Consider the following 24,016-nt stretch of genomic DNA (forward strand, 5'->3'; position numbering starts at 1 on the left):
GTGAAGTTGCCGGGGTCAATCGGCGGATGCGGGGCCCGATCAGGAGACGTCCTTATAATCGGGGGGAGATTATAGCGATGTCGCGGGCAGAAATGTCGCCATTCGTGGTTTTTATTGCAGCGTTTGTCAGACAGCGAGGAGGCGCTGGTGCCAACGGCGGCTTGCGCGGGCGCAAGCCCGGGCTTCGATGGGCAGCTCGCGCCCCAGCCAGGCTAGCTGAATTTCGCTGACCTGCACCCAGTCGATGCCGCTTGGTGCCTGGCTGCATTGCTTGAAGGCCAGGCATTTGCCATCAGCGTCAAGGCGGGCATAAGCGTTGTGGCGCGGCCGTTGGAAGAGCAGAGTCCAGAGCGAGGCCATGGCGGCGAGTCCTTTGCGTTAGGGCTTGGCGCAAGGATAAGGGAGTGGCCATGAAACGATTGTGACAACCGGGGCGGGCCGATGACTGGTCTGTGCCTGGCTGGGTATACTGTGGGCCTTTGCCGCATTTTCTGGAGAAACGCGCATGTTGCAACGTCTGTTGTTCGGTTTGATCGCCGTGGCCAGCCTCAGCCTGGTCGGTTGTGCCCACAGCCCGCAACAACTCAATCCGCAACCCACGCTCAAGGCCCAGCTGGCCCCGGTCGGCCATGGCCAGCCGGTAGTGGTCCGGGTAGTGGATGGGCGGCCTTCGCAGTCCCTGGGTACCCGCGGTGGCATGTACCCCGAGACCAGCACCATCAGTGTCAGCGGTAATGACGTGGTGCCCAAGCTGCAGGCTCAGGCTGAAGCGGCTGTGCGCCTGCTCGGCTTCACCCCGACCCCGAACGCCGGCAATGCACCGCAGCTGACCGTGACCCTGGCTGAGCTGAAGTACCAGTCGCCCAAAGACAACCTTTACGTGACCGAGGCCACCATCGGCGCCACCTTCCGTGCTGATGTGACCAATGGTGGCCGCCGTTACAGCGGCCGTTATGGCGCTTCGCTGGACCAGCGTTTCGGCATGGCGCCGAATCAGGACACCAATAACCAGCTGGTGGGTGATGTGCTGAGCGATGCCCTGACCCGCCTGTTCAAGGACCCGAGCATCGGGCAGGTGCTCGGTCAGTAAGCTTCAGGTTGTACAAGAAAACCCGCTGCCTGAGTGACAGGCCGCGGGTTTTTTATTGTCCGGTCGGCGCAGGCTCACGCAGCTTCTATGTGGAAATCCAGCAAGCTGAATCCTGTGCCTGCATGCACTTCGGGCAAATCCTCATGCGCGTGCCCGCCAAGCGCACAGTAGACCAGCCACTGGCGATCCTGCACATTGATGGCAAAACCATCGATCAACGCCTGTTGTTCATCGCTCTGGGCAACGAGGTAGAGGCGGTCCTGGTTTTCGGCGTGCAACATGAAAAGGCTCCGGGCCATGAAAAGGCCGACAGGGTCGCCTGTATTGATGACGAGCGGATGACAGATGAAATTTAATGACAGTTTGTCGCCAAGGCCGGGCACCAAGGTGCGACTTGGGTAGAATGCTGGCCTTTGCCGTTGCTCACACCGAGGTTGCGTGATGTCCTTGCAAGTGCTCTGGGGGTTCCTGGCCGCCCACCCCACCAAGCTGATCAACCTGCTGGCGCTGCTGCTGACCTGCCCGGGCGGTTTGCTGCTGCACAGTGCTCGGCGGCGCGAGGCCGAAACCCGCGAGTACATGGCAGCAGACGAGGGGGTCGTGGACGCGTTCGACCTTCGGGTGCCGAAATACTTCTACATTCTTGGCTTTTCGTGCCTGGCGATGGCGCTGCTGCTGTCCTGGTTCAGCACCTGGGTCTGAGAACCATCGGGGCCGCAAGGCAGCCCCGAACCTGATCAGGCTACAGGTGCCTGCTGTCTGACCTGGTACTGGTTGCGCACCGGCGTCGCATACTGCAACACCAGGTAAGGCCGCTGCTCTTGCGGGCAGGCATCCAGACGCCGTTGCCATTCTTCCTTGGCCTTGGCCAGCTCATCCGCCGGGAACACCTTCTCAGCGCTTGGCACCTGCAGGGCTTCGTCCTTGCCCTCCCACATCGCATACGCCAGGTAATGCACCGGGAACAGTCGGTAGCCCCCCAGAATCTGCCGGTCGATCTCCGCAGCCAGCTGCTTGGTGTCTTCGTGGTATTCGGTTACTGGCGGCGCAAAGTTGATGTGCACGCGGCCCTTGTAGCCGGTAATGCCTTTGGCAATGCTGTTGTCATCTTCGCCCGGCGCCTTCTTGTAGGTGCCGGTGGTGGCGCGGATGTACAGCTCCCGGGCCTTGGCCTGGTCGCACGGGTCGTACTCGTAGCTGATCGACACCGGGGTCAGGTTCAGGCTCTGGATCACTGCACCGAACGGCTCGTCCTTGCGGCTCATGTGGAACATCTTGAGGATCGCCGAGTCGGTGCGGTCGTCACCGTCCTTGGCCCGACCTTCGGCCTGGGCGATCCAGATCGAGGTGGCATCGTTACGGATCGAGTGGTTGATGTAGGCCGATAGCAGTTGGTAAGCAGCCAGTTTTTCGCGTCGCCCGCTGATCGAACGGTGCACGATGAAGCTCTTGTTCAGGCGCATCATGTCGCTGACAAAGGGCTTTTGCAGCAGGTTGTCGCCAATGGCGATGCGCGGCGTGGGCAGGCCGGCGTGGTACACCGCATAGTTGACGAAGGCCGGGTCCATGACGATGTCACGGTGGTTGGCCAGGAACAGGTAGGCGGTGCCGGCCTTGAGCTGTTCCACACCCGAGTAGGTGACGCCGTCGGTGGCGCGATCGATGGTCTGGTCGACGTAGTACTCGACTTTGTCCTGCAAGGTCGAGACACAGGTAACGCCGGCGAATTCCTTGCGCAGGCGGCGTGCAATCAAGGGCTTGAGCAACCAGCCGAGAGCACCGGCCGCCCGCGGAAAGCGGAAGTGGGTGAGGATATCGAGGAATGCCGGGTCGCTGAGCAGGCGTGCCAGAACGGCAGGGACCTCAGCGTCGTCGTACGGTCGGATGGCATCGAATTCGCCCATCATGCTCTCTTGTTGGAAACGGCTAGGGTAATAAGGTAGGGACGGGCTCCGAAAAACGGCTCGGACGCACACAGACCCTGTAAACAGACCGGCAATTATACGCATAAGTCACTGCGGAGGCCGCGATGCTGGAAACCGACTTCTATGATTGCCCTTATTGTGGCGAACGTGTGGAAACTACCGTCGATCTATCTGCTGGCGACCAGGTTTATACCGAGGATTGCCAGGTGTGCTGCCAGCCTGTGGTGTGCATTCTGCAGGTGCACGGTGACGAATGGATGCTTGAAGTCCGCCGCGAGGACGACACCTGATGCAGCGCATCTATGAACCGGAAAGCCTGCTCGAGGCGCAAATGCTGGCGGGCATGCTTGCCAGCGAAGGGATCGAGGTACATGTGGTCGGCCGTGACCTGCTCGGTGCCGCCGGCGAGCTGCCTTTGCAGGGGCTGCTGGGGCTCATTGTCGCTGATGAGCAGGCCGAATGCGCACGGCGTCTGATCGATGCGTACAATGATGCCCAGCCATTGGTTGGCGACGAACCGGAGGATGTCCCCGGTACCTTGATCTGCTAGGTTCTGAATTCGCCCATGTGTGGACGTTACGCCCTGTTTCGCTGGCCCCAGGCCCTTGCCAGTCTGCCGGGCTTCCCCGTCGGCCAGCCGGCCCAATGGAATATATCGCCTGGGGCGTCGGTGCTGATCCAGCGTCAGCTTGACGGCCAACAGCAACTGGCCAAGGCGCGCTGGGGGTTGACCCCGGCCTGGCTCACCGACCTGTCCCGTACCCCCGCCCATGCCCGGGCCGAAACGCTGGCCGAGCAACCGATGTTTCGCGATGCATTTCGCCAGCGTCGCTGCCTGATGCCGGCCAACGGCTTTTACGAATGGCGTGGCAACGTGCGCAAACGCCCGTTCTGGTTGACCCCGGGGGAGGGCGCGTCGTTGTACTTTGCGGCGGTTTGGGAAGCCTACCCGGTGCAGGACCAGGTATGGCTGAGTTGCGCGGTGGTGACCCAGGCCGCCATGAACCAGCGCCGGCCGCTCATCCTCGACGAAGCGGGGCAGGCGGCCTGGCTTGACCCGGACACGCCGGTTGCCCGTTTGCACGAGCTGCTGGCCAGCCCGCCGGCGACGTTGCGTGAGCGAGCCTTGGCCAATTTCGTCAATGACCCGAAGCTGGATGCGCCGGAGTGTTTGACCCCGGCTTGATAGGTTGTCTGCGCCGGTCCTTTGGCGGGCAAGCCCGCTCCTACAACGGTCGTGTTCCCCTGTGCGGACGGGCTTGCCCGCGAAGGGATCGGTACAGGCGACGAAAATCTTCCCTGCGGCTATGGCAGCCACTGGCGACTCGGCCTAGGATACGGCGCATGTAAAAAGGGAGTGTTTTCATGCGTAAGTCTTTTGTCGTCAGCCTGTTGAGTGCTGGCATCCTGCTGGCCGGCTGCCAGGCGGTGAATACCACCAGCGGCGGTGCTGTTGGCGTCGAGCGCCAGCAGTACATGTTCAGCATGCTCTCGACCGACGAGGTCAATCAGATGTACGCCCAGTCGTATCAGCAGACCCTGGGTGAAGCATCGAGCAAGGGTGTGCTCGACAAGTCCAGTGCCGATGCCAGGCGTGTGCAGGCCATTGCCAACCGCCTGATTGCCCAGGCGCCCAAATTCCGCCCGGATGCCGCGCAGTGGGACTGGCAAGTCAACGTGATCAAGAGTGACGAACTGAACGCCAACTGCGGCCCGGGCGGCAAGATCATCGTTTACACCGGGCTGATCGATCAGCTCAAGCTCACCGATGCGGAAATTGCCGCAGTGGTAGGGCACGAGATTGCCCACGCCTTGCGTGAGCATAGCCGCGAGGCCATGTCCAAGGCATACGGTGTGGAAATGGCTCGCCAGGGTGCCGGTGCCATCTTCGGCCTCGGCCAGAGCAGCATGGCCATGGCCGACACGGTGGTGAACTACGCCATGACCTTGCCCAACAGCCGGGCCAACGAGAACGAGGCCGACCTCATTGGCCTGGAGCTGTCGGCCCGTGCCGGCTACGACCCGAATGCCGCGATCACCTTGTGGAACAAGATGAGCAAGGCTTCCGAAGGTGCACCGCCTGAGTTCATGAGCACTCACCCGGCGTCCGCGAGCCGCATTGCTTCGCTGCAGGCGGCGATTCCGAAGGTGATGCCGCTGTATCAGGCTGCAGCCAAACCGTAACTGCCTGAATGCAGGGGCTGCATGGCAGCCCCCGCTTTCCCTTTACCCAATCCAGCCACTGGTCTTCATTGCCGAATAGACGGCCACGATCGCCAGCACGAAGAACGCCGTTGCCGCCAGGCGGCGAATCAGCGTCAACGGCAGTTTGTCAGCCGCGAAGTTGCCCGCCAGCACCACCGGCACGTTGGCAATCAGCATGCCCAGGGTAGTGCCGATAATGACCATGATCAGGTGCGGATACTGCGCGGCCAGCATCACGGTAGCGACCTGGGTCTTGTCGCCGATTTCGGCCAGGAAGAACGCAATCAGTGTCGTCAGGAACGGCCCGAAACGGCGAGCCGGGTTCTCGTCGTCATCCATTTTGTCCGGCACCAGGGTCCACAGTGCGGTGGCGGTAAAGCTCGCGGCCAGGATCCAGTGCAGCGCCGATTCGCTGAAGAAGCTGCCGACCCAAGCCCCCACGGCACCAGCCGCGGCATGGTTGGCCAGGGTGGCGGCGATGATGCCGGCGATGATCGGCCAGGGTTTGCGGAAGCGGGCAGCGAGAATGAGTGCGAGCAGTTGCGTCTTGTCGCCGATCTCGGCCAAGGCAACGATAGCGGTGGGGACCAACAGAGATTCCAGCATCAGGATTCCTACGGGGGCGGGTCGACACGGCTATGACACGTACAGCCTCCCCGCCCCGGGTAAGGTGTGCGTGTCATAGGTCTTGTCAAACCCTCGATCCGTCTATGCGGATCTCGCCATGCAGGCTTGCATGGTGGGTCGCACGCGCCATGGTCTGTGGACCAAGTATGTTGACGCGTACCGGGCGAGCTGGGTGCTCGCGGGAGACTACTCCCCTAGGACGGTGCGGATTCTGCCTAGGCAAAACGCTTTCGGCAAGCGCTGTTTTTATCCGTGAGTTGCCTGGTAGATGCGGAAACCGTCGGCCTCGTCACGTACCTGACAGTTGCCCAATGCCCCTTCGATCAGTGGCTGGTAGCGCAGGAAGCTGTTGGCAACCAAGCGTATTTCGCCACCTTTTCGCAGATGAACGGCCGATTTTTTCAGCAAGTTTTCTGAAGCTTGATAGTTGGTATGAACGCCGGTGTGGAACGGCGGGTTGCTCAGGATAAGGCTCAGTTCGGTAGGGGCTGCGTCAATGCCATCGCCGCTGATCACTTCGCCTTCCAGGCCGTTGGCAGCCAGCGTCAGGCGGCTGGCGGCCACGGCGAAGGCATCCACGTCCAGCAAGGTCACCCGGCTTTGTGGGTATCGGCGTTTGAGCGTGGCACCCAGCACCCCGGCACCACAGCCAAAGTCCAGCATGTGGCCATCGGCCAGGCCGTCAAGATGCTTCAGTAGCAGGGCAGTACCTCGGTCGAGTCGGCCATGGCTGAATACCCCAGGCAGGCTGACCACCTGAAGCGGGCCGTCTTCCAGGGCCAGCTCGAAGCGCTCGGCCAGGCTTTCCAGCGGTTTTGCCTGTGGCGCCTGGTCGATGGTCACTTGCCACAGCTGGCAGTGCCGGGCACTGTCGAGTTTGCGTGGCTTGCCAAAGGCCTGCAACTGCTTGGCCGCGCCCTCGATGCCACCGCGCTTCTCACCGACCAGGTACAGCTCACGGCCAGCCAGGCGCGACGCCAGGGCGTTGAGCAGGTAGGCGGCCAGCTCGCGGGATTTGGGCAGGAACAGCACGGCGCTGTCGAATGCTGTTTCAGGGGCCTCGACGCCGTAATGGCTGCGGCCTGCGAAACGGCTTTCGAGCATGGCCTGATCGCCGGCATGCCAAGTCCAGGCCTGGGCCTGAGGCAACTGGCCGAGCAGGTCGTCGGCGGGGGCGCCGGCGATCAGCAGCGGCCCCTGAAACAGCTCTGCCTGGCGGAGCAACACTTCACTGCGCGGGTCCATGGACGACGTCTCCTGGAAAAAAGTGGCGCAGTGTAGCAGAGGCAGGCGCCTGGCTCAGCTGACCACGCGGCGTGGCTGCCCGGCGAAGAAGGCTTGGGCGTTCTCGCTGAGCTGGCCGACGATGCGCTGGCGGGACTCTACGGCACCCCAGGCGCTGTGCGGGGTGATGATCAGGCGCGGGATGCCGGGCTCCAGCAGCGGGTTGCCGTTGACCGGCGGCTCCACGCTCAGCACATCGGTGGCCGCGCCGCCCAAGTGACCACCGCGCAGGGCGTCTGCCAACGCCTGTTCGTCGATCAGGCCGCCGCGGGCGGTGTTGACCACCAGCGCATTGGGCTTGAGCAGCGCCAGTTCGCGGGCACCGAGCATATGCCGGGTGTACTCGTTCAGCGGGCAGTGCAGGGTCAGGGCGTCGACTTGCGGCAGCAACTCGTCCAGCGGTAGCCGGTCGGCGCGCTCCGGGCGGCCAGGGATCTGCCCGCTCAGTACGCGCATACCGAAGGCTTCGGCCAGCCTCGCCACGGCGCCGCCCAGTTCACCGTGGCCGAGCAGACCGAGGGTTTTGCCTTCCAGTTCGACGATAGGAAAGTCCAGCAGGCAGAACTGGCTGGCCTTGGCCCACTGGCCTTCGGCTACCGCCTGGTTGTAATCGCACAGCCGGGTGGCCAGGGCCAGCAGCAGGGCCAGGGTATGCTGGGCGACAGACGGCGTGCCGTAGCCCTGGCAGTTGCATACGGTGATGCCCTGGGCGCGGGCGGCGGCCAGGTCGACATTGTTGGTGCCGGTAGCGGCCACCAGGATCAGCTTCAGTTGCGGGTTGGCGGCCAGGGTCGCGGCATCGAGCATGACTTTGTTGCTGACCACTGCCACGGCGCCCTGCAAGCGTTCTGCAACCTGTTCCGGGCGGGTCGCGGCGAACAGTTCGAACGCGTCGAACTGCTGCTTCAGGGGTGAAAGGTCGAGGTCGCCAAGGTCCAGGGACTGGTGATCGAGAAACACGGCGCGACGCGGGCTGGGCATGAAGATCTCCGGTGGCAGGGAGGGATAAGGGTGTTGTGGCCATTCGCGGGCACTACAACCCTTGCGGGAGCGGCCTTGCCCGCGAAGAGGCCCTCAGCTTCGGCACAAAACTGAAGCCGACGCCGCAGTGTCTAGCTCAACCTTGCCGCCCGTCAACGCCCGCCACTCATACCTCTGCCACGCAAATCATTCCTTCGGCTGATTTAGCCGTCATATTGGCGGACTACAGTAATCCCCAGACTTGTCCGGCCCGCTTTTCAGAAAAGGGATACCCATGTTGCAGACGCGCATCATCAAGCCCGCCGAGGGCGCCTATGCCTATCCACTGCTGATCAAGCGCCTGCTGATGTCCGGCAGCCGCTATGAAAAGACCCGCGAAATCGTCTATCGCGACCAGTTGCGGCTGACGTATCCACAGCTCAACGAGCGCATTGCCCGCCTGGCCAATGTGCTGACCGAGGCCGGGGTCAAGGCCGGGGACACCGTGGCGGTGATGGACTGGGACAGCCATCGTTACCTGGAATGCATGTTCGCCATCCCGATGATCGGTGCCGTGGTGCACACCATCAACGTGCGCCTGTCGCCCGAGCAGATCCTTTACACCATGAACCACGCCGAAGACCGAGTGGTGCTGGTCAACAGCGACTTCGTCGGCCTGTACCAGGCCATTGCCGGGCAGCTGACCACTGTCGACAAGACCTTGCTGCTGACTGATGGCCCGGACAAGACTGCCGAACTGCCCGACCTGGTCGGCGAGTATGAGCAGCTGCTGGCTGCTGCCAGCCCGCACTACGACTTCCCGGACTTCGACGAGAACTCGGTAGCCACCACCTTCTACACCACTGGCACCACCGGTAACCCCAAGGGCGTGTATTTCACCCATCGGCAACTGGTACTGCACACACTGGCCGAAGCCTCGGTCACCGGCAGTATCGACAGCGTGCGCCTGCTGGGCAGCAACGACGTGTACATGCCCATCACCCCGATGTTCCACGTACATGCCTGGGGCATCCCCTACGCTGCCACCATGCTCGGCATGAAGCAGGTGTACCCGGGGCGCTACGAGCCAGACATGCTGGTCAAGCTCTGGCGCGAAGAGAAGGTCACCTTCTCCCACTGCGTACCGACCATCCTGCAGATGCTGCTCAACTGCCCGAACGCCCAGGAGCAGGACTTCGGCGGCTGGAAGATCATCATCGGCGGCAGTTCGCTCAACCGGTCGCTGTACCAGGCCGCCCTGGCACGCGGCATCCAGCTGACCGCCGCGTACGGCATGTCGGAAACCTGCCCGCTGATCTCGGCCGCACACCTGAACGATGAACTGCAGGCCGGCAGCGAGGATGAGCGCGTCACCTATCGAATCAAGGCCGGTGTGCCGGTGCCGTTGGTCGAAGCGGCCATCGTCGACGGCGAAGGCAACTTCCTGCCCGCCGATGGTGAAACCCAGGGCGAGTTGGTACTGCGTGCGCCGTGGCTGACCATGGGCTACTTCAAGGAACCGGAGAAGAGCGAGGAGCTGTGGCAGGGAGGCTGGCTGCACACCGGTGACGTCGCCACCCTCGACGGCATGGGTTACATCGACATCCGCGACCGCATCAAGGATGTGATCAAGACCGGCGGCGAGTGGGTTTCCTCGCTCGACCTGGAAGACCTGATCAGCCGCCACCCGGCCGTGCGCGAAGTGGCGGTGGTGGGGGTGGCCGACCCGCAGTGGGGTGAGCGCCCGTTTGCCCTGCTGGTGGTACGGGACGGCCACGATATCGACGCCAAGGCGCTGAAGGAACACCTCAAGCCGTTCGTCGAGCAAGGTCATATCAATAAGTGGGCGATTCCAAGCCAGATCGCCGTTGTTACTGAAATTCCCAAGACCAGTGTCGGCAAGCTCGACAAGAAACGCATCCGCCAGGACATCGTCCAGTGGCAGGCCAGCAACAGCGCATTTCTTTCCACGTTGTAACCTTTGTGCGGGTCGCGTACGTCAGGGCGCGACCCGCATGCTAGAGAGCCCGCCGCCTTGCCAAACGGCAGAAATGCGCCATCCTTGAGCACTGCCAGCCCGCAACCGGAGCAAAACGGCAGCGAGTTGGTGGCATGGAGCGCAAATCACACTTTAGAGGGATCAAGCGCCTGTGCCTGCTGGCTATAGTCGGGGCCAGGGGATTTTCAGGAATGGGGGAGGGCGACATGCGCAAGCTGTGTCGCCGCAGGTGCAAGCCTGCAAACCGGTCGCTCGGGCCGTTCTTGAAAGGACTCACTGCCATAACAAAAAAGTACATGGAGTAGCGTCGATGAAATCTGCAAACCTGTTCTGGCGCCGGGCCAAGCTGCCCTTGGCCGTCAGCCTTGCTTCCACGCTCGCAAGTCCTGCTTTCGCTGTCAGTTTCAACATTGGTGAAATCGAAGGCCAGTTCGACTCCTCGCTCTCCATCGGCGCCAGCTGGTCGACGGCCAACCCCAACAAGAACCTGATAGGGGTTAACAACGGCGGCAAGGGCCTGTCACAGACATCCGACGATGGCCACCTGAACTTCAAGAAGGGCGAAACCTTCTCCAAGATCTTCAAAGGCATTCATGACCTGGAGCTCAAGTACGGCGACACCGGTGTGTTCGTCCGTGGCAAGTACTGGTACGACTTCGAACTGAAGGACGAAAACCGCGAGTTCAAGGACATCAGCGACTCCAACCGCAAGGAAGGCGCCAAGTCGTCCGGCGCCGAGCTGCTCGACGCCTTTGTCTACCACAACTACGCCATCGGCGATCAGCCTGGCTCGGTGCGTTTTGGCAAGCAGGTGGTGAGCTGGGGCGAAAGTACCTTCATCGGCGGCGGCATCAACTCGATCAACCCCATCGACGTGTCGGCGTTCCGCCGCCCCGGGGCCGAGATCAAGGAAGGTCTGATTCCGGTCAACATGTTCTACATCTCGCAGAGCCTGACCGACAACCTGTCGGCCGAGGCCTTTTACCAGCTTGAGTGGGACCAGACGGTCGTCGACAACTGCGGCACCTTCTTCTCCCAGCCGGACATCATTGCCGACGGCTGTACCGACAACCTGCGTGTGCTCAATAGCAGCCGCACGGTGCCGGGTGCTGCGCAGCAGTTCCTCGCCACGCAGGGCGTGAACATCAACGAAGAGGGTGTGATGGTGCGCCGTGGTGCCGACCGCGATGCGCGTGACAGCGGCCAGTTCGGTGTGGCCATGCGCTATATGTTCGAGCCGTTGGACACGGAGTTCGGCGCCTACTTCATGAATTACCACAGCCGTGCACCCATCTTCAGTGCCACAGGGGCCCCGCCGTCCGTGTTCGCCGGGCTGAGCGCCCTGCCTGCACAGCTGCGCGCCTTGGCGCCTCTGATCGTGGCAGGTAATTCCGAGTACTTTGTGGAATATCCCGAGGATATCCGCCTTTATGGCTTGAGCTTCTCCACTACGTTACCCACCGGCACCGCCTGGAGCGGTGAAATCAGCTATCGCCCCAATGCGCCAGTGCAGCTCAATACCACGGATATCCTGTTCGCCGGTGTCCGTCCAATCGGCGGCGCGTTGAGCAACGCATCGTTGCTGACCGGTACGCCGGGACAGGACCTGCACGGGTATCGCCGCAAGGAGATCACTCAGTTCCAGACCACCCTGACCCACTTCTTCGACCAGGTGATGGGCGCCAGCCGGATGACTGTAGTCGGTGAAGTGGGTGTGACCCATGTCGGCGGCCTGGAGAATGCCCACGATACCCGCTATGGCCGCGACCCGGTGTTCGGCCCAGGTCCGTTGCCATCCACCGGTGGTGCCGATACCTGCCAGGCGCTCAATGGCAGCACCATCGCCGGCGCTGGTGCGGGGGCACCCACCACCAACCTGAACCGCAAATGCGAGAACGACGGCTACACCACCAGCACGTCCTGGGGTTATCGCGCCCGGGTCATCTGGGACTACAACGACGTTTTCGCGGGTATCAACCTGAAGCCGAGCGTGGCCTGGTCGCATGATGTCTCCGGCTACTCGCCCGGCCCTGGCGGCAACTTCGAGGAAGGCCGCAAGGCAGTCAGCCTGGGCCTGGATGCCGAGTATCAGCAAACCTACACGGCGAGCCTCTCGTACACCAATTTCTTCGACGGCAAGTACAGCACCGTGGATGACCGCGACTTCGTCGCCCTCAGCTTCGGCGTGAACTTCTAAGCATACAGATCCAGGACGACACGACATGAACAAGACCAGAAGTCTGCTGCAAGCCGGTGTACTGGGCCTGTCCCTGCTGGCGACCAGCGTCATGGCTGCGGTATCCGCCGACGAGGCGGCCAAGCTGGGCAGCACCCTGACCCCGATGGGCGCCGAGAAGGCCGGCAACGCCGACGGCTCCATCGGCCCATGGGAGCCGCTGTCGAAGACCGCAGGCAGCGTCGACGGCAAGGGCTTCCTGTCCGATCCGTACGGCAGTGAAAAGCCGCTGTTTACCATCACGGCGCAAAATGCCGACCAGTACAAGGACAAGCTCTCGCCGGGCCAGATGGCCATGCTCAAACGCTACCCGAGCACCTACAAGATCCCGGTGTTCAAGACCCATCGCGGCGCAACCGTTCCGGCCGATGTGTTCGCGGCCATCAAGGAAAACGCTACCAAAACCACCCTGGTGGAGGGCGGTAACGGCCTGAGCAACTTCCGCACGGCGGTGCCGTTTCCGATCCCGAAAAGCGGCCTGGAGGTGATCTGGAACCACATCACCCGCTACCGCGGCGGCAGTGTCAGCCGCCTGGTGACCCAGGCCACGCCGCAGCAGAACGGCTCGTTCAACCCCGTGTACTTCTCCGACCAGTTCGTCTTCCGCGACAAGATGAAGGACTACGACCCGAACAACCCGGGCAACATCCTGTTCTACTTCAAGCAGGAAGTCACTGCGCCTGCGCGCCTGGCCGGGACTGTGCTGTTGGTGCACGAAACCCTCGACCAGGTGAAGGAGCCGCGCAAGGCGTGGATCTACAACGCCGGCCAACGCCGTGTGCGCATGGCACCCCAAGTGTCGTATGACGGCCCGGGTACCGCCGCCGACGGCCTGCGTACATCGGACAACCTGGACATGTTCAACGGTGCACCCGATCGTTATGACTGGAAGCTGGAAGGCAAGAAGGAACTGTACATCGCATCGAACGCCTTCAAACTGGATGATCCGAAGCTCAAGTATGCCGACATCATCAAGGCCGGACACATCAACCAGGACCTGGCCCGTTACGAGCTGCGCCGCGTCTGGCACGTAGTTGCAACCCTCAAGCCGGGCCAGCGGCACATCTACGCCAAGCGTGATTTCTACATCGATGAGGACACCTGGCAGGCAGCAGTGATCGACCAGTACGACGGCCGTGGCCAACTGTGGCGCGTGTCCGAGGCCCACGCTCAGCCTTATTACAACGTGGAAGTGCCTTGGTACACCCTGGAAGCCATCTACGACCTGCAGTCCGGTCGTTACCTGGCCCTGGGCATGAAGAACGAAGAGAAACGCGCCTACGATTTTGGCTTCAGTGCCAGCAAGGCCGACTTCCAGCCAGCGGCGCTGCGTCAGTCGGGTATTCGCTAAGCTGAAATCACGGAAATCCGTGTGATCCCCAGAACGCCCCGGCTCGCCGGGGCGTTTCTATTTCCTGAGCTGGCCTCTTCGCGGGTTCACCCGCGAAGAGGCAGGGCAAGGCAATAAACCTCCTGAATACCTCTCCAAACCCCCGCTCCAGCCCCTGTCCATCAGCCATGTTGCTTTTTGTCGCAGTCTTTTCCATGGCAATTGCGCCCATCATCTTCAAATGCGCCGCATTACCCGCTAGTCTCGCAAGCATCCATACCGCCGTTGTCTTCCAACCAGAACGAGCCGGCCATGACAGATTTGTCCCGTACGCATGGATTCGCGAGTCAGGCCCTTGGCCTGCGGGACGGGCGTTTCTTCCGGCCGCCGCTGCCGGATGGCCATGTGCCGCGCCTGCGTTTGTGCCAGCGGCTGGAAGCCGGCTTGGGCGGGCGGCTGTTGCTGGTCAATGCCCCGGCGGGTTTCGGCAAAAGCTCCCTGGCCATCGAGTTTTGCGAAGCATTGCCCGAGCACTGGCGCAGCCTGTGGCTGGGCCTGAGCCAGCGGGATGCCGACCCTGGCCGCTTCCTTGAGCGCTTGCTTGAAGGCCTGCAGCAGTACTGCCCGGCCCTGGGCGGCCAGGCCATGGGTCTGCTGAAAATGCGCCAGCGCCACCAGCCGTTTGCCTTTGAAGAATGGCTAGATGGCCTGCTCGATGAGCTGGCGGTCTACCTGCAGGCCGATACGCCGCTGCTGCTGGTACTGGACGACTATCACCTGGCCCAGGGGCCGGTGCTCGACCGCTGCTTGCAGTTCTTCCTCAATCACCTGCCCCCCGGCCTGGTACTGCTGGTGACCAGCCGCCAGCGGCCAGACTGGCACCTGGCGCGCCTGCGCCTGTCCCGGCAGTTGGTCGAGCTTAACGAACAGGACCTGCGCCTCACCGCAGATGAGTCGCTGGCAGTGATCGGCCGCCAGCCTACCGGCCTGCGCGGCCAGGCGCTGGACAACCTGATCCAGCGCAGCGACGGCTGGGTGGCCGGGTTGCGTTTCTGGCAGCTGGCGGCCAGCGACAGCGCTGACGAGCAAGCCTTGCCCCAGGCGCTGCATGGTGGCGAGGGCCTGATCCGCGACTACTTGCTTGAAGAGGTCATCGACAGGCTACCTGCAGACGTGCAGGCCTTCTTGGACGAAACCGCCTGCCAGGAGCGTTTCTGCGCTCCACTTTGCGATGCGCTGCGTGGCCGCCATGACAGTGCCGCCGTCCTGAGCTTCCTGCAGGCGCATCAGGTGTTCCTGGTGCCGCTGGACGAGCATGGGCACTGGTTCCGCTACCACCATTTGTTCTCCGACCTGCTGCGCAGCCGCCAGGCCAGCGAATCACTGGTGGCTCTGCATTTGCGAGCCTGCCGCTGGTTTGAAGCCCAGGGCCTGCTGGATGAGGCGGTGGAGCAGGCTTTGCGTGCCGGCCACCTCGATGTTGCCGCCGACCTGGTGCAGAGCCTGTCCGAGGAGCAACTGCTGGCCGAGCAGAACGTCGGCATGTTGCTGCGCTGGAAGATGGACCTGCCCGACAGCCTGTTGATCAGCACGCCGCGGCTGATCGTGCTGTACAGCTGGGCGTTGGGCCTGGCTTGCCAGCTGGATGCTGCCGAGGAACTGGCCGGCTACCTCAGTCGCTTTTTGCCCGCGCCTTCGGCGACTGCGCAGAAGTCGATGCTGGCCCAATGGCTGGCACTCAGTGGGGTCATTGCCCGTGGCCGTGGCGATCGCGAGCGCACCTTGGCCTATTGCGGCGAAGCGCTACAAAGCCTGCCGAGCAAGCGCTATGGCCAACGCCTGGTGTGCTTGTCGACGCTGTCCAACCTGGCCATTGCCGATGGTGACTTCTGGCGTGCCCGAGGCTGGAACCGTGAAGCCCTGGAACTGGCCCAGCGTGTCGGCAACCCCTTGTTCGAGGCGCTGGCTCATTACGACCGGGCGCGGGTGCTGCATGCCCGTGGCGAGGTGCTGCGCGCGTTGGACGAAGTGCGCCAAGGGCTGCAACGTCTGCAAGGGCTTTCGGCGCAGCGGCTGTATGCCGTGCGTGCGCGCCTGACGCTTTACGAGGGTTACCTGCTGGTCTCGCGCCTGCAGCCGGCTCAGGGCCGGGCGCGTTTGCGCGCGGGGTTGGGGGAGGCGCGAGCGTGCCGGGACATCAGTGTGCTCATCGGCCATTGCGTGATTGCCACGCTCGACGGCCGGGAAGGTCACTTTGCCGAGGCCTTTGCCGAACTGGCCGAGGCCGAGCGTTTGATGCATATATGGGATGTGCCCCCGGTCTACTATCTGGCCATGATTACCCTGGTCAAATGCGAACTGTGGCTGGCCCAGGGGCGTACCGACCTGGCGGAGTCCTGGCTGCAGCGCCTGGGCCAGACCTATGGTGGCGAGCAGCCGGCGGTGCCACCGGAATTCCATCCGCTGCTGCCTTTGCACATTGCGTTGCAGCAGGCATTGCTCGATCGTATCCAGTTGCGTAGCGACGATGCCGTGCAACGCCTGGCTTGCCTGGTAGAGCGCGGCCAGGCCAGTGGCGGCATGATGCTCGCCGTAAGCGCCCTGTGCCAATGGCTTTCCCTGCTATTGGACGAAGGCAAGGAAGGGCAGGCCGCGCAGTTGCTGCCCAGTTTGCTGGAGGCGGCTCATGGCGGCGTGATGCAGCCGATGCAGCCACTACTGGAAAAACACCCGCAATGGCTTCATGAACAACTGCAGGCAGGTGCCGTTTGCCCGGTGCAGGCTGAACTGCTCAAGCATCTGCCGCCAGTGCCAATCGCCAGTACGGGCAACGGCGAAGCGCTGAGTGGTCGTGAGTTGGCCGTGCTCGAACTGATTGCCCAGGGCTGTTCCAATCAGCAGATCAGCGAGCGGCTGTTCATTTCCCTGCACACGGTGAAGACCCACGCCAGTCACATCAACAGCAAGTTGGGTGTGGAGCGGCGCACCCAGGCGGTGGCCAAGGCCAAATCCCTGGGGTTGCTGGCGTGATACTGGCTCTGTAGGTCATGGTTCATTAAAGCGATGGCCTGGCGCCATGGTTCGTGGCCGGCAATGCTCTATCCTCATCTTTCCCGACCAGCTGCCGATACAGCTATCGGTGGCATCGCCTCGCGCGATTTTTCAATCATTCCAAGGCAGGTCGTGTTGATGCTGCAGTACGGGCAAAAGAGCTTTCTGATCGTCGACGACTTTACCGACTTTCGTACGTCGACCCGTTCCATGCTGCGCGAGTTGGGCGTGCGCGATGTGGACACCGCTGACAGCGGCGAGCAGGCGCTGCGCATGTGCGCGCAGAAGCGCTATGACTTCATCCTGCAGGACTTCCATCTGGGCGATGGCAAGAAGAACGGGCAACAGGTGCTTGAAGACCTGATCATCGACAAGCACATCAGCCATGAATGCGTGTTCATCATGGTCACCGCCGAGAGCAGCCAGGCGATTGTCCTCAGCGCCATCGAGCACGAGCCCGATGCCTACCTGACCAAACCGTTCAACCGGGTTGGCCTGGCCCAGCGCGTCGAGAAACTGTTCCAGCGCAAGACGTTGCTAAAGCCGATCCTGCAAGCGCTGGACCGCAACCGCCCGGCCGAAGTACTGGCGGCCTGCGCCGAGCTGTGCAAGAGGGATCCGCGCCTGGCTCCATTGTGCTTGCGCTACCGGGCCGATGCCCTGCGCAACCTCAACCGCTTCGAGGAACTGGAAAAGTTCCTCAAGGCCATCCTGGCCAGCCGCCCGCAGCCGTGGGTTTACGCCGCGTTGGGCGCACTGATGCACAAGCGTGGTCAAAATGCCCAGGCCCAGGGTGTATACGAGCAGGCGCTCAAGGCGTTCCCGATCATGCCAGGCCTGTACGATGGCATGGCCGAGGTGCTGGTGGCTCAGGGCGATACCCGGCGCGCGCAGAACTTGCTTGAAGAAGCCGTGCGCCTGTCGCCATTGTCGGTGCGTCGGCAGTCGACACTGGGCAAGCTGGCGCTGGAGAACGAAGACTTCGAGAGCGCATCGAAGGCGTTTCGCCATGCGGTGAACCAAGGGCAAAGTTCGCGTTACAAGGATGCCGAAAACAACCTTGGCCTGGTCCAGGCGTTGATGAGCAAGAATGCAGGCTTCGGCCTGGACGCCCGTACCCGGGTCGAGATCAACACCACGCTCAGCGAGGTAGCCAAGGAAAACCCCGAGGACCAAGGCCTGCAGGTGCGTGCGCGGATGATGAAGGCTGCCAGCCTGCAGCAGGCCGGTGACCCGGAAACGGCCGGCAAGCTGACAGAACAGGCGATTCAGCGCCTGGACAAGATGAACCAGTTCTTCTCGGTCGATTCAGCCCTGACCGTCGCTGCGCAATTGCAGGCAATGGGGCAGGAAGCCGCTGCCATCGGAGTGCTGAGGAGTTGTGTGGAAAGTTATGGCGATGACCCCAAGGTCATGGAGAAAGTGGGCAAGCTGACGGATGACCCCAGCGTGCTCAACGCCATTACCGAAGCCGTCACCCTCAATCGTCAGGGGGTACGCAGTTACCAGGGAGGGCAGCTTGGAGAGGCGTTGCAGATGTTCCGAAAGGCATTGGGTTTACAGCCGAAGAACATCAGCATCGCCCTCAACACCGCCCAGGCGCTGCTGCGCATCGGCGGTGACAACCCTCAGCCTGCGATCATGCAGGAGTGCCGCGACGCCCTCACCAGCGTGGCCGGTATCCCTGCCAGCGACAATCGCTATGACCGTTACCGCAAACTGCATATCCGAGTGTTCGGCGCATGAATCAAGACAATCAGGGGCTGGATTTTTCCACGGTGATCGCCTCCACCGTGCACGACCTCAAAAGTTCATTGTCGGCGCTGATCCAGTCCCACAGCCAGTGGGTGGAACGCTTGCCCGAGGAGCTGCGTGGCGGTGCCGAACAAGGGATCATGGAGCATGAATTTCGTCACCTCAACGGCATGCTGGTGCAGTTGCTGGGCTTATACAAACTGGGTGTGAACCAGTTGCCGGTATGCCCGGACTACCATGAGCTGGATGATTTCATCGAAGCCCAGCTGGCGGCGCACGAGGAAGTACTCAAGCACAACGACATTCTCGCCACCTGGCGCATCGACACCGATAACCCGCTGGGTTTCTTCGACCGCGAACTGGTGGCCTCGGTGATCTCCAACGTTATCACCAACGCCACCCGCTTTGCCGGGCACGCCTTGCTGATCACCATCGAAGAGGCCGATAACCAGTTGGCCATTTGCGTCAATGATGACGGCCCGGGTTATCCAAAGCACATGCTCGAGCGCCAGGAGGAGTACATCCAGGGCATTGACTCGACCAGCGGCAGCACTGGCCTTGGGCTGTATTTTGCGGCGCGGATTGCAGCGTTGCATGAAAGCGGTGGTGCGCGTGGGCGGATCGAGATATCCAACGGCGGGGCGCTTGGGGGCGGGTTGTTCAGGTTATTCCTGCCTTGAGGTATTGGGTGCCTGGGCGATCGAGCGCCGCCCGCGCGGCGCATCGCGAGCAAGCTCGCTCCTACATTTGTTTCGGGCCAGTATTGCCTGCACCCACGCGCGCGACCGCCTTGTTTGTTCCACGCAATATCCAGGTGGGCACCAAGGTGGCGCGCACCTCCGCCTCAGGAATAACTGGCCCGCAACAAATGTAGGAGCGAGCTTGCTCGCGATGCGCCGCGCGGGCGGCGCTCGATCTCACAGGCGCCACTTCGCTCAAGACATGAACCTCGTGCACCCAACCCATTTTCCTGTCAGGCTCCCAGCAGAACCCAGCTTCACCTGCGAGAACACCATGACCCAAGCCCCGCCTGCTCTCATCCGCGAAACCTTCCCCGTCGGCCCCTTGCAGTGCAACTGCACGCTGATCGGCGACCCCCTGACCAAGAAAGCCATTGTCGTCGACCCGGGTGGTGACGTGGACAAGATCCTTGCCCGCCTGCAGGCCCACGGCCTGACGCTGGTGAGCATCATCCACACCCATGCGCACTTCGACCACTTCCTCGCGTCAGGCAAGCTCAAGGAGCTGACGGGTGCCACGCTGCACCTGCACAAGGACGACCAAGTGCTGTGGGACAACCTCGAGATGCAGTGCCAGATGTTCGGTGTACCTTACACCCCGGTACCGGCACCGGACCGCTGGCTGGGCGATGACGAAGAACTCGCCTGCGGCTGCGGGGTGGCGCTGCATACGCCTGGCCATACCCCGGGCTCGATGAGCTTCTGGTTTGCCGATGCCAAATTGTTGATTGCCGGTGACACCCTGTTCCGTCGGGGTATTGGCCGCACTGATTTGTGGGGTGGCGACCAGCGGGCAATCGTGCGCTCCATCAAGGAGCGGCTGTACCGGCTGGACGAAGAGGCCATCGTGGTGACCGGCCACGGGCCCGACACCCGTTTGGGCGACGAGATGCGCGAAAACCCGTTCGTGCGTGCCTGATGGCACATGAAGGCACTTTCATGGAATTTTTCGTTGCCGATGCAATCCAAGGCTGGCATAGATCCCTTCGAGATCTGCCGCATTTATGAATTTCAGTAGGAGCTTGTCCATGTTCACCATGCGTCGTCTGATTATCGTCGCAACTGCCGCAGCACTGATGACCGGCTGCGCCGGCCAGAATCCTTACGACAACCAGGGTCAGGCGCAGGGCTCCACAGGGATGAGCAAAACCGCCAAGTACGGCGGCCTGGGGGCGCTGGCCGGTGCCATCGCCGGTGCTGCGATCGACCACAACAACCGTGGCAAGGGTGCACTGATTGGTGCTGCCGCAGTGGGTGCCGCTGCAGCCGGTTATGGCTACTACGCCGACAAGCAGGAAGCCGAGCTGCGCGCGCAAATGGCCAACACGGGGGTGGAAGTACAGCGTCAGGGTGACCAGATCAAGCTGATCATGCCGGGCAACATCACCTTCGCCACCGACTCGGCCAACATCGCCCCAAGCTTCTACTCGCCGCTGAACAACCTGGCTGGCTCGTTCAAGCAGTTCAACCAGAACACCATCGAAGTGGTCGGCTTCACCGACAGCACTGGCAGCCGCCAGCACAACATGGACCTGTCCCAGCGCCGCGCGCAGGCGGTCAGCACCTACCTGACTTCGCAGGGTGTGGATGCCTCGCGTATCTCTGTACGTGGCATGGGCCCGGACCAGCCGATCGCCAGCAACGCTGACGCCAATGGTCGTGCGCAGAACCGCCGTGTGGAAGTGAACCTGAAGCCGATTCCGGGTCAGCAGTATGAGCAGCAAGGTCAGGTTCAGCAGTATCCCTGATTGACCTTCAGGGCCGCCTTGCGGCCTTGTGGGAGCGGGCAGTCCCGCTCCCACAAGGCTTGCAAAGAAGCGGCTGCTTTTAGCGCGCCACGCTGGCCTGAATCGCCGTCAGGGCAATGGTGTGCACGATATCGTCAACCTGCGCCCCACGCGGCAAGTCGTTCACCGGCTTGCGCAATCCCTGCAGCATCGGCCCCAGGCTGACCCCGTCGGCACTGCGCTGCACCGCCTTGTGCGTGGTATTGCCGGTATTCAGGTCGGGGAACACGAATACCGTGGCGCGCCCGGCCACCGGGCTAGCCGGCGCCAGCTCTCGGGCAATCGCCGGGTTTGCCGCCGCGTCATACTGTAACGGCCCGTCGATCAGCAGCCCCTGCGCCGCGTCCTGTGCCAGGCGTGTTGCTTCGCGTACTTTCTCGACTTCTTCATCGCTGGCCGAATCGCTTGAATAACTGATCATCGCCACCCGTGGCGCGATGCCGAAGGCCTGCGCCGATTCGGCACTCTGCTGGGCAATCTCTGCCAGCTCGGCAGCGCTTGGGTGCGGGTTCATCACGCAGTCGCCGTACACCAGCACCTGCTCAGGGAACAGCATGAAGAACACCGACGAGACCAGGCTCGAGCCGGGTGCGGTCTTGATCAGTTGCAGGGCCGGGCGGATGGTGTTGGCCGTGGAGTGCACCAGGCCCGAGACCAGGCCGTCCACTTCGTCCAGGGCCAGCATCATGGTGCCGATCACCACCGGGTCTTCCAGCTGCTGCTCGGCCATCGGTGCGTTGAGGTTCTTGCTTTTGCGCAGCTCGACCATGGGCTCCACATAGCGCCCGCGAATCAGTTCGGGGTCGAGAATCTCCAGCCCCGGCGGCAACGTGATGCCCTGGGCGAGGGCCACTGCGTCGACATCTTCGGGTTTGGCCAACAGCACACAGCGGGCAATGCCGCGGGCCTGGCAGATGGCTGCGGCCTGCACCAGCAGTGGCTCGGCGCCTTCTGGCAGGACGATGCGCTTGTTGGCCTGCTGCGCACGCTGGATCAGCTGGTAGCGGAACACTGCCGGTGAGAGGCGCAGTTCGCGCGGCGTACCGCAGCGTTGGTGCAGCCAGGCCGCGTCGAGATGGCTGGCGACGAAGTCGGTGATGAACTCGGCACGCTCCCGGTCGTCCACCGGGATTTCGCGGTTCAGCGAGTTGAGCTGGTTGGCGGTGTCGTACGAGCCGGTGCTGACCGACAGGATCGGCAGGCCGGCCTGCAGTGCACCGCGGCACAGGCCAAGGATACGCTCGTCAGGCTTGCTGTCGCTGGTCAGCAGCAAGCCGGCCAGTGGCACGCCATTGATCGCTGCCAGGCTGACAGCGAGGATGATGTCGTCGCGGTCGCCCGGGGTTACCACCAGGGTACCCGAGGTCAGTAGCGGGACCGTGTTGGCCACCGTGCGCGCACAGATGATGATCTTGCTCATGCGCCGCTGCTCGTAGTCGCCGGCATTGAGCACCTGTGCGCCGAGCAGCTCGGCCACATCGCGGGTCCGTGGTGCGTTCAGCTCGGGTTGGTAGGGTATGCAGCCAAGTAGACGGAAGTCATTACCGCGCAGCAATGGCGAGTGCTCGCGCAGGCGGGTGGCAAAGTCCGCCATGCTCTCGTCGGTGCGCACCTTGTTGAGGATCACCCCGAGCACTTTCGGGTCGCGTGGGCCGCCAAACAGTTGGGCCTGCAGTTCGACCCGCCCAGACAGCTCGCTGAGCACTTCGTTTTCCGGGGCCGATACCAGGATTACCTCGGCATCCAGGCTCTTGGCCAGGTGCAGGTTGACCCGCGCTGCGTAGCTGGCGTGGCGCGTGGGCACCATTCCCTCGACCACGACAACGTCGTTGCCGACGCAGGCTTGCTGGTAGAGGCGGATGATTTCTTCAAGCAACTCGTCCAGCTGGCCATCGCCGAGCATGCGCTCGACGTGGGCCAGGCTCAGTGGGACCGGTGGCTTGATGCCATGGGTGCGGGCGACCAGTTCGGTGGAGCGCTCGGGGCCGGTGTCACCCGGGTGGGGCTGGGCGATAGGCTTGAAGAAGCCGACCTTCAGGCCGGCACGCTCCAGGGTGCGCACCAGGCCCAGGCTGATCGAAGTCAGGCCGACACCGAAGTCGGTCGGCGCAATGAAAAATGTCTGCATGCGTGCTTCTCGAAATAAGCGGTGCAAGAAATTAACGGTCAAGGGTAGCGCTATCGGCCCCTTGTGCGCACCAGCCGCAAGCGAAAGGCTGGCCGATGTGTTGCGCACGTTGTGCCGGGTCGAGCACCCACGGGCGTGCCTGCCACGGCGGCTGGTGGCGCAGGTGCTGGGTATGGCCGCACGAAAGTTCCGCCACCCAGTGGCCTTCTTCGTCCTGATGAAAGCCGTTGATCCGACTGATGGGCCGTTGCTCGTCCGCAGTTCGTTCGCAATCGGACGATGGCTTGGTTACACTTGTGCGCTCTACATTCTTTTGCAAAAGGTCTTGCCCCATGCTGATCGCCGCCAACAAGGCTGTCTCCATCGACTATACCCTGACCAACGACGCCGGGGAGACCATCGACAGCTCCGCCGGTGGCGCGCCGCTGGTTTACCTGCACGGTGCCGGCAACATCATCCCGGGCCTGGAAAAAGCCCTGGAAGGCAAGCAGGCTGGTGACGAGTTGAACGTTTCCATCGAACCTGAAGAGGCCTATGGCGAGTACCTGGCCGAACTGGTCAGCACCCTGAACCGTAGCCTGTTCGAAGGTGTCGACGAGCTGGAAGTGGGCATGCAGTTCCACGCTTCGGCACCGGACGGCCAGATGCAGATCGTCACCATCCGCGACATCGACGGCGACGACGTTACCGTTGATGGCAACCACCCGCTGGCCGGTCAGCGCCTGACCTTCCAGGTCAAGGTTGTCAACGTGCGTGACGCCAGCGACGAAGAAATCGCTCACCGTCACATCCACGGTGAAGGTGGCCATCACCACTGATTTTCTGCGCTAAGCTCAGAAAGTCGCCAGGCGCTCGGGCAAGCCGATTTGCCTTCCTACGGGAGGTGAACGGTTTGGACG

At 62.5% G+C, this 24,016-nt stretch carries 23 protein-coding genes; 15 read left to right on the forward strand and 8 right to left on the reverse strand.

The features are described 5' to 3' along the window. Window positions 1-126: 126 nt before the first annotated feature. Window positions 127-360, reverse strand: coding sequence for a hypothetical protein (locus GST84_04185; protein XGB11593.1), 234 nt, complete (start codon window positions 358-360; stop codon window positions 127-129). A gap of 145 nt (window positions 361-505) precedes the next feature. On the opposite strand from GST84_04185, the gene GST84_04190 reads away from it, so the two are divergent. After that, complete coding sequence (locus tag GST84_04190; protein ID XGB11594.1) at window positions 506-1,090, forward strand: hypothetical protein; 585 nt, start codon at window positions 506-508, stop codon at window positions 1,088-1,090. A 74-nt stretch (window positions 1,091-1,164) separates the two neighbouring features. Here GST84_04190 and GST84_04195 read toward each other — a convergent pair whose 3' ends face one another. After that, window positions 1,165-1,371 (reverse strand): hypothetical protein, encoded by a 207-nt coding sequence (locus GST84_04195; protein XGB11595.1) that lies wholly within the window; start codon window positions 1,369-1,371, stop codon window positions 1,165-1,167. A gap of 160 nt (window positions 1,372-1,531) precedes the next feature. On the opposite strand from GST84_04195, the gene GST84_04200 reads away from it, so the two are divergent. Continuing rightward, on the forward strand, window positions 1,532-1,792 hold the full coding sequence (locus tag GST84_04200) for a hypothetical protein (GenBank protein XGB11596.1): 261 nt from the start codon (window positions 1,532-1,534) through the stop codon (window positions 1,790-1,792). Between the two features lie 35 nt (window positions 1,793-1,827). On the opposite strand, the gene GST84_04205 is transcribed toward GST84_04200, so the two are convergent. Beyond that, window positions 1,828-2,994, reverse strand: a complete 1,167-nt coding sequence (locus GST84_04205) for a glycerol acyltransferase (GenBank protein ID XGB11597.1) — start codon at window positions 2,992-2,994, stop codon at window positions 1,828-1,830. Window positions 2,995-3,119: 125 nt separating this feature from the next. On the opposite strand from GST84_04205, the gene GST84_04210 reads away from it, so the two are divergent. The 4 genes from GST84_04210 (at window position 3,120) to GST84_04225 (ending at window position 5,199) form a co-directional block, all read left to right on the forward strand. After that, window positions 3,120-3,305 (forward strand): CPXCG motif-containing cysteine-rich protein, encoded by a 186-nt coding sequence (locus GST84_04210; GenBank protein ID XGB11598.1) that lies wholly within the window; start codon window positions 3,120-3,122, stop codon window positions 3,303-3,305. Next, window positions 3,305-3,565, forward strand: a complete 261-nt coding sequence (locus tag GST84_04215) for a DUF2007 domain-containing protein (GenBank protein XGB11599.1) — start codon at window positions 3,305-3,307, stop codon at window positions 3,563-3,565. Before GST84_04210 ends, GST84_04215 begins: the two co-directional genes overlap by 1 nt. A gap of 15 nt (window positions 3,566-3,580) precedes the next feature. Further along, window positions 3,581-4,201 (forward strand): SOS response-associated peptidase, encoded by a 621-nt coding sequence (locus GST84_04220; protein XGB11600.1) that lies wholly within the window; start codon window positions 3,581-3,583, stop codon window positions 4,199-4,201. Between the two features lie 179 nt (window positions 4,202-4,380). After that, window positions 4,381-5,199: a M48 family metalloprotease gene (locus GST84_04225; protein ID XGB11601.1), complete on the forward strand. Its 819-nt coding sequence runs from the start codon at window positions 4,381-4,383 to the stop codon at window positions 5,197-5,199. A 42-nt stretch (window positions 5,200-5,241) separates the two neighbouring features. Here GST84_04225 and GST84_04230 read toward each other — a convergent pair whose 3' ends face one another. The 3 genes from GST84_04230 to GST84_04240 all read right to left on the reverse strand — a co-directional run bounded on the left by GST84_04230 (window position 5,242) and on the right by GST84_04240 (window position 8,112). Next, window positions 5,242-5,826: a TMEM165/GDT1 family protein gene (locus GST84_04230; GenBank protein XGB11602.1), complete on the reverse strand. Its 585-nt coding sequence runs from the start codon at window positions 5,824-5,826 to the stop codon at window positions 5,242-5,244. A 267-nt stretch (window positions 5,827-6,093) separates the two neighbouring features. Continuing rightward, the gene (locus GST84_04235; protein ID XGB11603.1) at window positions 6,094-7,092 is read right to left on the reverse strand and encodes a methyltransferase; all 999 of its coding nucleotides are present in this window, start codon (window positions 7,090-7,092) and stop codon (window positions 6,094-6,096) included. Between the two features lie 54 nt (window positions 7,093-7,146). Further along, the gene (locus GST84_04240) at window positions 7,147-8,112 is read right to left on the reverse strand and encodes a 2-hydroxyacid dehydrogenase (GenBank protein XGB11604.1); all 966 of its coding nucleotides are present in this window, start codon (window positions 8,110-8,112) and stop codon (window positions 7,147-7,149) included. A gap of 274 nt (window positions 8,113-8,386) precedes the next feature. Here GST84_04240 and GST84_04245 point away from each other — a divergent pair, with 274 nt between their 5' ends. The 8 genes from GST84_04245 (at window position 8,387) to GST84_04280 (ending at window position 20,950) form a co-directional block, all read left to right on the forward strand. After that, window positions 8,387-10,069, forward strand: a complete 1,683-nt coding sequence (locus GST84_04245; protein ID XGB11605.1) for a long-chain-fatty-acid--CoA ligase — start codon at window positions 8,387-8,389, stop codon at window positions 10,067-10,069. A 331-nt stretch (window positions 10,070-10,400) separates the two neighbouring features. Further along, window positions 10,401-12,287 (forward strand): DUF1302 family protein, encoded by a 1,887-nt coding sequence (locus tag GST84_04250; GenBank protein ID XGB11606.1) that lies wholly within the window; start codon window positions 10,401-10,403, stop codon window positions 12,285-12,287. A 25-nt stretch (window positions 12,288-12,312) separates the two neighbouring features. Next, a complete protein-coding gene (locus GST84_04255; protein XGB11607.1) occupies window positions 12,313-13,677 on the forward strand; it encodes a DUF1329 domain-containing protein in 1,365 nt (454 codons plus the stop codon). Between the two features lie 291 nt (window positions 13,678-13,968). Then, entirely contained in the window at window positions 13,969-16,686 is a 2,718-nt protein-coding gene (locus GST84_04260) for a helix-turn-helix transcriptional regulator (protein ID XGB11608.1), read from the forward strand. A 159-nt stretch (window positions 16,687-16,845) separates the two neighbouring features. Further along, window positions 16,846-18,453, forward strand: coding sequence for a response regulator (locus tag GST84_04265; protein ID XGB11609.1), 1,608 nt, complete (start codon window positions 16,846-16,848; stop codon window positions 18,451-18,453). Beyond that, a complete protein-coding gene (locus GST84_04270; GenBank protein XGB11610.1) occupies window positions 18,450-19,142 on the forward strand; it encodes a sensor histidine kinase in 693 nt (230 codons plus the stop codon). Before GST84_04265 ends, GST84_04270 begins: the two co-directional genes overlap by 4 nt. 334 nt (window positions 19,143-19,476) lie before the next feature. Continuing rightward, window positions 19,477-20,121, forward strand: coding sequence for an MBL fold metallo-hydrolase (locus GST84_04275; protein ID XGB11611.1), 645 nt, complete (start codon window positions 19,477-19,479; stop codon window positions 20,119-20,121). 109 nt (window positions 20,122-20,230) lie between these two features. Continuing rightward, a complete protein-coding gene (locus GST84_04280; GenBank protein XGB11612.1) occupies window positions 20,231-20,950 on the forward strand; it encodes an OmpA family protein in 720 nt (239 codons plus the stop codon). A 79-nt stretch (window positions 20,951-21,029) separates the two neighbouring features. Here GST84_04280 and GST84_04285 read toward each other — a convergent pair whose 3' ends face one another. Both GST84_04285 and GST84_04290 read right to left on the reverse strand, forming a co-directional pair. Next, on the reverse strand, window positions 21,030-23,117 hold the full coding sequence (locus GST84_04285; GenBank protein ID XGB11613.1) for a phosphate acetyltransferase: 2,088 nt from the start codon (window positions 23,115-23,117) through the stop codon (window positions 21,030-21,032). Between the two features lie 31 nt (window positions 23,118-23,148). Next, entirely contained in the window at window positions 23,149-23,451 is a 303-nt protein-coding gene (locus GST84_04290; GenBank protein ID XGB11614.1) for a DUF3565 domain-containing protein, read from the reverse strand. Here GST84_04290 and GST84_04295 point away from each other — a divergent pair. Then, on the forward strand, window positions 23,450-23,935 hold the full coding sequence (locus GST84_04295; protein XGB11615.1) for a peptidylprolyl isomerase: 486 nt from the start codon (window positions 23,450-23,452) through the stop codon (window positions 23,933-23,935). The genes GST84_04290 and GST84_04295 overlap by 2 nt on opposite strands. Window positions 23,936-24,016: the final 81 nt, after the last annotated feature.

It is taken from the genome of Pseudomonas putida (assembly GCA_041879295.1).
GTDB lineage: Bacteria > Pseudomonadota > Gammaproteobacteria > Pseudomonadales > Pseudomonadaceae > Aquipseudomonas > Aquipseudomonas putida_Y.

Bases quoted from the DNA above. Each gene is read 5' to 3' on its own strand.
- GST84_04185 (XGB11593.1), bottom strand. From the start codon at position 360: ATGGCCTCGCTCTGGACTCTGCTCTTCCAACGGCCGCGCCACAACGCT.
- GST84_04190 (XGB11594.1), top strand. From the start codon at position 506: ATGTTGCAACGTCTGTTGTTCGGTTTGATCGCCGTGGCCAGCCTCAGC.
- GST84_04195 (XGB11595.1), bottom strand. From the start codon at position 1,371: ATGTTGCACGCCGAAAACCAGGACCGCCTCTACCTCGTTGCCCAGAGC.
- GST84_04200 (XGB11596.1), top strand. From the start codon at position 1,532: ATGTCCTTGCAAGTGCTCTGGGGGTTCCTGGCCGCCCACCCCACCAAG.
- GST84_04205 (XGB11597.1), bottom strand. From the start codon at position 2,994: ATGGGCGAATTCGATGCCATCCGACCGTACGACGACGCTGAGGTCCCT.
- GST84_04210 (XGB11598.1), top strand. From the start codon at position 3,120: ATGCTGGAAACCGACTTCTATGATTGCCCTTATTGTGGCGAACGTGTG.
- GST84_04215 (XGB11599.1), top strand. From the start codon at position 3,305: ATGCAGCGCATCTATGAACCGGAAAGCCTGCTCGAGGCGCAAATGCTG.
- GST84_04220 (XGB11600.1), top strand. From the start codon at position 3,581: ATGTGTGGACGTTACGCCCTGTTTCGCTGGCCCCAGGCCCTTGCCAGT.
- GST84_04225 (XGB11601.1), top strand. From the start codon at position 4,381: ATGCGTAAGTCTTTTGTCGTCAGCCTGTTGAGTGCTGGCATCCTGCTG.
- GST84_04230 (XGB11602.1), bottom strand. From the start codon at position 5,826: ATGCTGGAATCTCTGTTGGTCCCCACCGCTATCGTTGCCTTGGCCGAG.
- GST84_04235 (XGB11603.1), bottom strand. From the start codon at position 7,092: ATGGACCCGCGCAGTGAAGTGTTGCTCCGCCAGGCAGAGCTGTTTCAG.
- GST84_04240 (XGB11604.1), bottom strand. From the start codon at position 8,112: ATGCCCAGCCCGCGTCGCGCCGTGTTTCTCGATCACCAGTCCCTGGAC.
- GST84_04245 (XGB11605.1), top strand. From the start codon at position 8,387: ATGTTGCAGACGCGCATCATCAAGCCCGCCGAGGGCGCCTATGCCTAT.
- GST84_04250 (XGB11606.1), top strand. From the start codon at position 10,401: ATGAAATCTGCAAACCTGTTCTGGCGCCGGGCCAAGCTGCCCTTGGCC.
- GST84_04255 (XGB11607.1), top strand. From the start codon at position 12,313: ATGAACAAGACCAGAAGTCTGCTGCAAGCCGGTGTACTGGGCCTGTCC.
- GST84_04260 (XGB11608.1), top strand. From the start codon at position 13,969: ATGACAGATTTGTCCCGTACGCATGGATTCGCGAGTCAGGCCCTTGGC.
- GST84_04265 (XGB11609.1), top strand. From the start codon at position 16,846: ATGCTGCAGTACGGGCAAAAGAGCTTTCTGATCGTCGACGACTTTACC.
- GST84_04270 (XGB11610.1), top strand. From the start codon at position 18,450: ATGAATCAAGACAATCAGGGGCTGGATTTTTCCACGGTGATCGCCTCC.
- GST84_04275 (XGB11611.1), top strand. From the start codon at position 19,477: ATGACCCAAGCCCCGCCTGCTCTCATCCGCGAAACCTTCCCCGTCGGC.
- GST84_04280 (XGB11612.1), top strand. From the start codon at position 20,231: ATGTTCACCATGCGTCGTCTGATTATCGTCGCAACTGCCGCAGCACTG.
- GST84_04285 (XGB11613.1), bottom strand. From the start codon at position 23,117: ATGCAGACATTTTTCATTGCGCCGACCGACTTCGGTGTCGGCCTGACT.
- GST84_04295 (XGB11615.1), top strand. From the start codon at position 23,450: ATGCTGATCGCCGCCAACAAGGCTGTCTCCATCGACTATACCCTGACC.
- GST84_04290 (XGB11614.1), bottom strand. From the start codon at position 23,451: ATGGGGCAAGACCTTTTGCAAAAGAATGTAGAGCGCACAAGTGTAACC.